The sequence below is a fragment of the Dietzia sp. DQ11-44 genome (assembly GCF_014145205.1).
GTDB classification, from domain to species: domain Bacteria; phylum Actinomycetota; class Actinomycetes; order Mycobacteriales; family Mycobacteriaceae; genus Dietzia; species Dietzia natronolimnaea.
The window spans coordinates 1-9,981 of record NZ_JAALEC010000225.1; the positions used below are offsets into that span (position 1 = coordinate 1).

The 9,981-nt window shown below is 69.7% G+C and carries 9 protein-coding genes and 1 pseudogene; 3 read left to right on the top strand and 7 right to left on the bottom strand.

Annotated elements, in window-relative coordinates; translation table 11 throughout:
• Nucleotides 1–248 precede the first annotated feature (248 nt).
• The 6 genes from G6018_RS06540 to G6018_RS06565 are packed head-to-tail and all read right to left on the bottom strand — an operon-like array spanning nucleotide 249 to nucleotide 6,516.
• A complete protein-coding gene (locus tag G6018_RS06540; RefSeq protein ID WP_182609242.1) occupies nucleotides 249–1,541 on the bottom strand; it encodes an acetyl-CoA hydrolase/transferase family protein in 1,293 nt (430 codons plus the stop codon).
• Nucleotides 1,542–1,595: 54 nt separating this feature from the next.
• A complete protein-coding gene (locus G6018_RS06545) occupies nucleotides 1,596–2,582 on the bottom strand; it encodes an LLM class F420-dependent oxidoreductase (protein WP_179525608.1) in 987 nt (328 codons plus the stop codon).
• Between the two features lie 41 nt (nucleotides 2,583–2,623).
• Nucleotides 2,624–3,505 carry an ATP-binding cassette domain-containing protein gene (locus G6018_RS06550; protein ID WP_182639204.1) on the bottom strand — a complete coding sequence of 294 codons (882 nt, stop codon included), beginning with the start codon at nucleotides 3,503–3,505 and terminating at the stop codon, nucleotides 2,624–2,626.
• A gap of 15 nt (nucleotides 3,506–3,520) precedes the next feature.
• Entirely contained in the window at nucleotides 3,521–4,570 is a 1,050-nt protein-coding gene (locus G6018_RS06555; RefSeq protein WP_182639205.1) for an iron chelate uptake ABC transporter family permease subunit, read from the bottom strand.
• A complete protein-coding gene (locus G6018_RS06560; protein ID WP_347237817.1) occupies nucleotides 4,563–5,585 on the bottom strand; it encodes a holin in 1,023 nt (340 codons plus the stop codon). Before G6018_RS06560 ends, G6018_RS06555 begins: the two co-directional genes overlap by 8 nt.
• Nucleotides 5,586–5,604: 19 nt before the next feature.
• Nucleotides 5,605–6,516 carry an ABC transporter substrate-binding protein gene (locus G6018_RS06565; protein WP_182609238.1) on the bottom strand — a complete coding sequence of 304 codons (912 nt, stop codon included), beginning with the start codon at nucleotides 6,514–6,516 and terminating at the stop codon, nucleotides 5,605–5,607.
• A gap of 195 nt (nucleotides 6,517–6,711) precedes the next feature.
• Here G6018_RS06565 and G6018_RS06570 point away from each other — a divergent pair, with 195 nt between their 5' ends.
• On the top strand, nucleotides 6,712–7,278 hold the full coding sequence (locus G6018_RS06570; RefSeq protein ID WP_182639206.1) for a methyltransferase domain-containing protein: 567 nt from the start codon (nucleotides 6,712–6,714) through the stop codon (nucleotides 7,276–7,278).
• A 63-nt stretch (nucleotides 7,279–7,341) separates the two neighbouring features.
• Nucleotides 7,342–9,039: a fumarate hydratase gene (locus G6018_RS06575; protein WP_182639207.1), complete on the top strand. Its 1,698-nt coding sequence runs from the start codon at nucleotides 7,342–7,344 to the stop codon at nucleotides 9,037–9,039.
• A 65-nt stretch (nucleotides 9,040–9,104) separates the two neighbouring features.
• Here the strand turns inward: G6018_RS06575 and G6018_RS06580 are convergent, their stop codons facing one another.
• Complete coding sequence (locus tag G6018_RS06580) at nucleotides 9,105–9,587, bottom strand: VOC family protein (protein ID WP_182609241.1); 483 nt, start codon at nucleotides 9,585–9,587, stop codon at nucleotides 9,105–9,107.
• 138 nt (nucleotides 9,588–9,725) lie between these two features.
• Here G6018_RS06580 and G6018_RS06585 point away from each other — a divergent pair.
• Nucleotides 9,726–9,981, top strand: a pseudogene (locus G6018_RS06585) (hypothetical protein); the annotation flags it as partial.

Consider the following 9,981-nt stretch of genomic DNA (forward strand, 5'->3'; position numbering starts at 1 on the left):
TCCGCCTCGCCGAGCTTCTTCCTGTTGCTGTTCCTCGCGGCCAACGCGATCAACGCGATGACCACGACCACTGCGACCACCCCGATGACGATCCAGATGATGGGGTCCATGATTTCCTCCGATGTCAGGGGTCACATTCCACCGGAAACGTAACCCCCCTCCGGGCCCCCTGCCACCGGTCGACCCACGTGGACGCCGCGAACGTGGCGCCGCGAACGTGGCGCCGGTGGGCCGTCGGGGATCCGGCCCTAGTGCACGGTCCGCGGCAACAGCCCGGCGTCGCGGGCCTCCCGACTCAGCCGCTCGCGGTGGTCCGGGTGGGCGATCGCGATCAGTGCGGCGGCGCGGTCGGACACCGACCGACCCCTGAGCGTCGCGATCCCGTACTCGGTCACGACGTTCTCGATGATGTTCTTGTGGGTGGTCACCGGGCTCCCGGGCGTCAACGAGAGCGTGATCCGGCTGATACCGCCGGAGGTCTGGGACGGGGTGACGATGAACCCGTGGCCACCGGGTGAGAACCTGCAGCCCCTCGCGAAGTCCGCCTGACCACCGGCTCCGGACCAGTACCGTCCACCGATCGTCTCCGATGCCGCCTGCCCGTAGAGGTCGACCTCGCTCGTGGCGTTGACCGAATGGAGATTGTGCTCCTGACCGATCACGCGCGGGTCGTTGACGATGTCCACCGGGAGCATGGCGACCGACGGGTTGTTGTGCAGCCAGTCCATGAGCTTCTGCGACCCCACCGCGAAGGTGGTGACGTGCTTGAACGGCCGGCCGGTCTTCCGTGATCCGTCGATGACGCCGGCGTCCACGAGGTCCATCACGCCGTCCGACAGCGCCTCGGTGTGGATCCCCAGGTTCTCGTGCGCGGTGAGCCGCGACAGCACCGCGTTGGGGAGCTTGCCGACCCCCAGTTGCAGACAGGCCCCGTCCGGCACCCGCTCGGCGATGTGGTCGGCGATCGCGTGCTCGATCTCGCCGGGCACGGGCGGCTCGATCGAGATCATCGGGGCGTCGTTCCGCGTCACGCCCACGACCTGGGAGATGTGGATGTGGTTGCGCCCGAAGGTCCGGGGCATGTTGGCGTTGACCTCGACGAAGAACGGCACCTGTCCGATGAAGGACGCCACGTAGTCGGCGTTGGTGCCCATCGAGAAGAACCCGTGCTCGTCGATCTCGGAGACCGTGGTCACGGCGAGGCCGGGCGGGCTGAACTCACGCAGGGTCGCCGGCACCTGCGCGAAGTCGACCGGAACGAGATCGCACGTGCCCTCGTGGAAGTTCTTCCGCGAACCGGGACCGAGGAAGTAGTCCACGTGCCGGAGCCTGCCCGGGTACGCACCCTCCATGAAGGGCAGCGATTCCCAGGGGTCCATGTGGTGGATGGTGACGCCGGAGAACCCCTCGGCCCCCGCGTCGAGGGCGCGCAGCAACGCCGGGGGCGCCGCGTTCTGGATCGGCGAGATGATGTGCATCCCCGGGGTGACGTGATCGAGTACCGCCTCGGCGGGCAGCTCTTCATAGTGGATGTCCTTGATCACGGTCGCACTCCGGTGGTCGGGGATGGTGGGGACGTCCGCCCGGCGGGCGGGTCATGCCAGGGCCGGGATGACCTCGCGTTCGAACAACTCGAGCCCCGAGGTGTCGGTGGCGATCTCTGGGAAGTAGAACACCCCGTAAGTCATCCCCAGACCCTCGAGTTCGCGGAGCTTGTCCACGATCTGCCCGGGCGTGCCCACCGCGGGCAGCCCGCGGTACGCGCCGAGCTGCCGGTCCGCCTCGTCCGCGCCCACGTGGCGGGCCATCCGGTCACGGAGGAACGCCAGCCTGTCGGCGACGTCCTTCTCCGTTTCCCCCACGGCCACGTTGTAGTTGGCGGTGCGCGTGATCTCGGACGGGTCCCGGCCCACGTCCGCGCAGTGTGCGAACAGGACCTCCGACTTGTGGGCGAACCCCTCGGGGCTGCCGTCGAAGTTCGTGTAGTCGGCGTGGCGGGCGGCGATCCGGAGGGTCTTGCGTTCGCCGCCCCCGGCGATCCACATCGGGATGCCACCCTCCTGCAGTGGCCGTGGTCGCACGATCGCACCGTCGACCCGGAAGTGGTCACCCTCGAGCGAGACGATGCCGTCGGCCCAGGCCTCGGTCATGATCCGCACGCCCTCGTCGAGCATGGCGATCCGCTCACCGGCGGAGGGGAACCCGTAGCCGTAGGCCCGCCACTCGTGCTCGTACCAGCCGGCCCCGATCCCCATCTCGACGCGTCCGCCGGAGATGTGGTCCACGGTCGACGCCATCTTCGCCAGGAGCGCGGGGTTGCGGTACCCGAGACAGGTACACATCTGACCCAGCCGCACCCGGGAGGTCACCGCGCCGAGGGCGGACATCAGGGTCCAGGCCTCGTGGGTGGCCTCTCCGGTGGTGAGCGGTGCGGTGTGCATGTGGTCGTACACCCACACCGACTCCCACGGGCCCGCGTCGGCACGGGTGGCGAGGTCGGTGATGACCGGCCAGTGGCGGGCGGGGGGCACGTCGACCAGGTCGAGCCGCCAGCCCTGGGGCAGGAAGAGTCCGAAACGCATGCCCCCGACACTAGCGCCGTGGGCCACCCCGGGAGAGCCGGTCAGGCGGTGGACAGGACCGCGCCGATGCCCTCCGGCTCGTCCTCGCCGTCGAAGTACAGCGCCACGTATCGCCCCGCGACCTCGGCGACCTGCATCTCCATGTCGTACACCAACCGCAGGACGTCGGTCCGCATGATCTGCGCCGGCGTGCCGTCGGCGACGATCGAGCCGTCCTTCATGGCGATGATCCGGTCCGAGTAGGCGGCGGCGATGTTGATGTCGTGGATCACCAGGACGACGGTCTTGTCCCGCTCCGCGGCGGTCCGGCGCAGCAACCGCATGATCGAGGTGGCGTGACGCAGGTCGAGGTTGTTGAGCGGTTCGTCGAGCAGGACGTAGTCCGTGTCCTGCGCGAGAACCATGGCGATGTGGGCGCGTTGGCGCTGGCCGCCGGAGAGCTCGTCGAGGTAACGGTCGGCCAGGCCCTCCAGCTCCATCGCCGCCAGGGCGTACCCGACGTGCTCGTCGTCCCCGGGGGTGGGTCGGCCACCGTTGTGCGGGAACCTGCCGAAGGCCACGAGTTCGCGGACCGTCAGGCGGATGGAGACGGCGTTCTCCTGACGCAGCACCGCGAGGCGTCGCGCGAGCTCGCGGCCACCGTTCACGGACACATCGACCCCGTCGACCAGGACGTGTCCGGAGTCGGCTCCCTGGAGTCGGCTCATGACCCCCAGCAACGTGGACTTGCCGGCGCCGTTGGGTCCGATCAACGAGGTGACGCCGCCCTGGGCGAAGCACGCGGTGACGTCGCGGAGGACCTGTGTCTCGCCGTATGACGCGCACACCGAGTTCGCCTCGATACCGCCCCCGGTCGGGCGCTCGGCCGGCCACGGGGTCGCGCTGGTCCGGTCACCGCGGCGACGGAACGGGAGGAGGGACATGATCTGCTTCTTTCGTCAGCGTGCGCGGTTGGTCAGGAGCAGGAACAGGAACAGCAGGCCACCGACGAACTCGATGACGATGCTCAACGCGGACTCGACGCCCAGGGCGCCGAGCACCAACTCCCCACCGGCCAGCGCGACCACGCCGAGCAGCGAGGCGACGGGCAGCGTGAAGCGGTGGAGGGTGGTCCCGAGGAGCGCGTAGGCGGCGTTGGCGACGATGAGCCCGAAGAACATCACCGGGCCGATCAGCGCCGTCGACGCGGAGACGAGGAACGAGACCACCACCAGCACGACGATCGTCACCCGGCGGTGGTCCACGCCCAGGGCGACCGCCGGGTCACGGCCGAGGAGCATCACATCCAGCCTGCGGCCGAGCAGCACGACCACACCCAGGCAGGCGGCGACGATGAGTCCGCACGCGACCAGGACGTCCGGCTGCACACCCCGGAAGCTGGCGAACATGGCGTCCTGGACCCGCAGGTAGGCGGCCGGGTCGAGCAGGCGTTGGAAGAACGAGGAGATCGAGCGGAAGAACACCCCGAACACCACGCCGACCAGCAACAGCAGGTGGATGTCGGTCCTCCGCCCACCGAGCAGCCAGAGGTAGAGCGCGGTCGAGGCCACGACCATGATCGCCGTCTGCCCCAGGAATCCGGAGAGGCCGCCGCTGATGAGGCCGCCGGCGAGGGCCTCGGGACGCGGGACCACGAAGAACACGAGCATCGTCTGGACGAGCAGGTACAGCGAGTCGAAGCCCATGAGTGCCGGGGTGAGGATCCGGTTCCCGGTGACGGTCTGGAACAACACCGTCGACACGCCCACGGCCACGGCCACCAGGACGATCGCCACGGCATGGCGGGACAACCGGTCCAGCGAGTAGTGCCAGGCCCTGGAGCCCACGGTCTCCGGGAGGCCGGTCAGGACGAGTGCGGCCAGCGCCCCGACCGCGACGGCGGCGCAGACCAGGGTGACCAGCCACCGGCGTCGTCGGTCGGACTCGGTCCGTGTCCGCCCACGCCGGAGCTGCTGCGGCGGGCGCTCCGCGGTAGGGGTCTCAACCATTGCGCACCGCCCGCAGCATCATCGCCAGGAATACGGCCCCGCCGATGATCCCCACCAGCGTCCCCACGGGGATCTCACCCGCACCGGTCGAGCCACCGGCGAGGATGCCCGGGAGCGACCGTCCGACCATGTCGCAGACGAGGACGGTGACCGCGCCGAGGAGCGCCACGAGCGGCAGGCCGCGGCGCGCGTCGTCGCCGACGAGTCTGGAGACGACGTTGGGGACCACGAGTCCGAGCAGCGGGAGGGCGCCCACGGTGACGACGACGACGGCGGCGACGGCCGCCACGATGGACATTCCCAGGGCGACGACCGTGCGGTGATCCACACCGAGGCCCGTGGCGACGTCCTCCCCCAGCCCGGCCACGGTGAACCTGTCCGCCGTGATGTAGGCGATCACCCCGAGGACGGCCACCAGCCAGAGCAGTTCGTACCGCCCGGCGAGGACCGCGGAGAAGTCGGCGAGCATCCAGGCGTTGAGCATCTGGAGGAGATCCCGGGACAGTGCCAGGAACGCCGCGACCGCACCCACGACGGAGCCCAGCATGATGCCGATGAGCGGCACGATGAAGGAGTCGGAGACGGCGACGCGACGGATGCACGCGAGGAACAGCGCGGTGCCGGCGAGGGCGAACACCATCGCCACGAGCATCTTCACCACGATCGGGGCGCCCGGGGCGAGGATCGCCACCACGACCAGGCCCAATCCGGCGGACTCGACCGTCCCGGCGGTGGAGGGCTCCACGAAGCGGCTGCGGGTGAGCAGCTGCATGAGCAGTCCGGCGACCGCCAGGGACGCCCCGGCGAGCGCTGCCGCCGCGGTCCGGGGCAGGCGGGCCTCGAGGAGGTAGACGCGATGCGCCTCGGTGAGGCCACCGGTGAGGACGTCCCGGACCGTGATGTCGGCCGCGCCGACGAACACGCTCGCGACCAGTGCCACCAGTAGTGCGGCCACGCCGAGAACCGGCCAGGGCGCCTGGTGCCGTGGCCGGTTCTCCGACAGGGTGGTGGTCACGACCGGGTGCTCCCCGCGGTCAGGAGACTGCCGAGTCGATCTCGCCGATCATGGCGTCCAGGACGCCGAGCCCGCCGCCGATGAGGTACCAGTTCTGCCCGTCGAGCATGTGGACGTTGCCGTTGGTCGCGGCGGAGGTCCGGTTGAACAGGGGGTTGTCCAGCAGCGCTGTGGCCGCCTCACCCTCGGCACCGATCGCGGCGTCCCGATCGATCACGAAGACGTGATCGGGGTTGAGCTCGGCGATCTGCTCCCAGCTGAGCGGTGCGCCGTGCCTGCCCTCGGCGGCGACGTCACCGGCCGACTCCATTCCGAGTTCGTTGAAGATGATGTCGAACCGGGTCCCGGGGCCGTAGGCCGTGACCTTGCCGCCCGAGGTCATGAGCACCAGTGCCGTTCCGGCGTCCTCGGCCTTGGCACGCGTCTCGGCGACCCTCTCGTCGATCTCGGCGAGCTGCTCCGCCGCCTTGTCCTCGGCACCGAACAGGGCGGCGATCTCCTCCACCTTGGCGCGGTTGGACGCGACCGTGTCGGAGGTGTCGGGATCACCGGCGATCACCTGGTCCGAGATCTTGGCGAACTCGGGCTCCATCGCCTCCGTGCGCGCACCGAACAGGATCAGATCGGGGCCGAGCTCGGCGATGACGTCCATCTTCGGCTCCTTGAGGCTGCCGACGTCCGTGTACTCATCGCTCGCATAGGTGTCGAGCGCGTCCGGGAACACCCCGGTCTTGGTCAGGCCCACCACCCGGTCCTCGAGATCCAGCTCGTCGAGCGTGTCGGCAGCGGCGTGGCTGGTGAGGACGACCCGCGCGGGCCCCTCACCGTCGGTGCCGGTGGACTGCGCGTCGGAGCTTCCGCAGGCAGTGAGCGCGCCGCCGGTCAGGGCGAGGGCGGCTGCCGCGGCGACGATCGTGGGGAATCGGTTCACAGTGTCTCCAGGGGCTTAAGTCAGTAGGTTAGGCTCACCTTAACCACGCCGTGTGCGCAGGGGCAAAACCAAGGTGTGCCTTCCCTCAGAAGCGGGTGGTGGGGACCTCGCGCCGACCGGCCCGCTCCCGTGGCCACGGGACCCCGGCGCGAGTACGATCACGCCATCGGAATCCCGTCGCGAAGGAGGCCCGGTATGCCCACCGCGGAGGTCCGTCGGGCGATGCGCGCCCAAGACCGGCGTCGGTTCCTCCCAGCCGAGGTCGCGGACGACCACCACCGCGACGCGCCGCTGCCGATCGGCTTCGGGCAGACGAACTCGCAACCCTCCACCGTGGCGGACATGATGACCCTCCTCGAACCGTTCCCCGGGATGCGGGTCCTCGACGTGGGCTCCGGCAGCGGCTGGACATCGGCGATCCTCGGCGAACTGGGCGGGCCGGGGTCCGAGGTGTTCGCGGTCGAGCTTGTTCCGGAGCTGGTCGAGAGGTCACGCGCGGCCCTCACCCAGCCCTGGGTGCGGGTACACCAGGCCCGGCCCGGCGTGCTGGGCCTGCCGGAGTACGGCCCCTTCGACCGGATCCTCGTCTCGGCGATGGGCCGGGCCCTGCCGCAGGAACTCGTGGACCAACTGGACGACGACGGCGTGATGGTCGCTCCCTGGCGGGACGTGATGCACCGGGTGCGGCGCACCGGCGGGAAGGTGGAGGTCACCGACCACGGCGGATACCGCTTCGTCCCCCTGCTGGACACCCGATTCTGACCTGCGCAATCGGACGATTATCCTGGACGGAAGTTTTACCCCCTTGAAGATCCAGGAGCGTCGATGCCCGAGTTCGTCTATGAGGACCTCCTCCCGGTCGGTGCGGACACCACCGAGTACCGCCTCCTGACCACCGAGGGCGTCTCCACGGTGGAGGGCCCGGACGGCACGACCTTCCTCCGCGTGGACCCCGAGGCGATCCGGCTGCTCACCGAGACGGCGATGCACGACATCTCGCACTACCTGCGCCCGGACCACCTGGCGCAGGTGGCCAAGATCCTCGACGACCCCGAGGCCAGCGACAACGACAAGTTCGTCGCACTGGACCTGCTCAAGAACGCCAACATCGCCGCCGGCGGGGTGCTGCCGATGTGCCAGGACACCGGCACCGCGATCGTCAAGGGCGAGCGCGGCCAGCACGTGCTCACCCCCGGGCCCGACGAGCGGGCGGTCGCCCGCGGCGTCTACGACGCGTTCACCCGCCTCAACCTGCGCTACTCGCAGAACGCCCCCCTCACCATGTGGGACGAGAAGAACACCGGCAACAACCTCCCGGCCCAGATCGAGATCGGCGCCGACACCACGCCCGGCCACGAGAACAGCTACAAGTTCCTGTTCATGGCCAAGGGCGGCGGCTCGGCCAACAAGTCCTTCCTGTACCAGGAGACCAAGGCGATCCTCAATCCCGAGCGGATGATGCAGTTCATCGAGGAGAAGATCCGCTCGATCGGCACCGCGGCCTGCCCGCCCTACCACCTGGCGATCGTGGTGGGCGGCACCTCCGCCGAGTTCGCGGTCAAGACGGCCAAGCTCGCCTCGGCGCACTACCTGGACGAGCTCCCCCGCGAGGGGGCCATGTCGGGCCGCGGATTCCGCGACGTGGAGCTGGAGGAGAAGGTCTTCGAGCTGACCCAGCAGATCGGGATCGGCGCGCAGTTCGGCGGTAAGTACTTCTGCCACGACGTCCGCGTGGTGCGCCTCCCCCGCCACGGGGCGTCACTCCCCGTCGCGATCGCCGTCTCCTGCAGCGCCGATCGTCAGGCCAAGGCCAAGATCACCCCGGAGGGCGTGTTCCTCGAGCAGCTCGAGTTCGATCCCGGCCGTTTCCTGCCCGCCACCACCGACGCCGAACTGGACGCCGCGACGCACGGCGTGTCCGGGACCGGCAAGGGCGCCGCGGTGAGGATCGACCTCAACAAGCCCATGGCGGAGATCCTCGCCGAGCTGAGCAAGCACCCGGTCAAGACCCGTCTGTCCCTCACCGGTCCCCTGGTGGTGGCCCGCGACATCGCCCACTCCAAGATCAAGGAGCGGCTCGACGCCGGCGAGGAGATGCCGCAGTACCTCAAGGATCACCCGGTCTACTACGCGGGACCCGCCAAGACCCCCGAGGGGATGCCGTCGGGATCGTTCGGCCCCACCACCGCCGGCCGCATGGACTCGTACGTCGAGCAGTTCCAGGCCGCGGGCGGCTCGATGGTCATGCTGGCCAAGGGCAACCGCTCGAAGCAGGTCACCGATGCCTGCGCCACCCACGGCGGCTTCTACCTCGGCTCGATCGGAGGCCCCGCCGCGCGGCTGGCCCAGGACTGCATCAAGCACGTCGAGGTGATCGAGTACGAGGAACTCGGCATGGAGGCGGTGTGGAAGATCGACGTGGAGGACTTCCCCGCGTTCATCGTGGTCGACGACAAGGGCGAGGACTTCTTCGCCCACACCGGCGAGGTCACGCTGACGGTGGGCAAGCGCCCGGGTCTGTGACCTGTGCGGGCCCGTGACCTGCGCGGGCTATGTGACCTGCATGGGTGACCGCCCGGGGGGTGGCGTCACGAGACTCCCCGGGCAGCGGCCTCCAGTGCGGCCACGTCGAGTCTGACCATGTCCATCATCACCGTGAAGGCCCGTGCGGTGGCCGCCTGGTCCCCCGAGCGCCACAGCTCGTACAACGACTCCGGTGCGACCTGCCAGCGCACTCCGTAACGGTCGATGAGCCAGCCGCACTGCACCTCCCGGCCCCCGCCGGCCAGCAGGCCGTCCCAGTAGTGGTCGATCTCGTCCTGGTCGGCGCACCGGATCTCCAGCGAGATCGCATCGGTGTACTCGACCCCCGGACCCCCGTTGAGGGCGAGGAAGGCCCGACCGTCGAGCTCGAACTCCACTGTCAGGACCTCGCCGGCCTTCGGCCCCGGCGTGTCGACCGGGGACTCGTCGACCGAGATGACGCGCGAGTTCGGGAAGACCGAGCAGTAGAACTCCGCGGCCTCCTCCGCCTGCCCGTCCATCCACAGACACGTGACGAACCTCGACATGTCGCCCCCTCCTCCCGCCCCGACGGGCGTGGCCCGGATCCAGTGTCCCCCGACCGCGGCCCCCGCGGAACACCCTGGAGTGTCGCGATCCGGCAACGACGTTCGGCGCCGGTCTGGCCGCGACTAGGATCTACGTGCATGAACAGGATCACGCGTACCCTCGCCGCAGTCACGGTCGCCGCGGCCGCCACCGCCGGGCTCTCCGCCTGCGGGACGGACGGCGAATCGGGCCGGGACGAGGCGACCGGGGTGTCACCGACCACCTCAGAGGTGATGTCCACGACGACCTCGGCCCCCGTCCCCGGGCCCGCCGATTCGACGGTCGACGTCCCGGCACCCGTGGCGGACCGCTGGAACGACCTCGGCGGCGAGGCGGGCGAACTGGGCCGGGCGG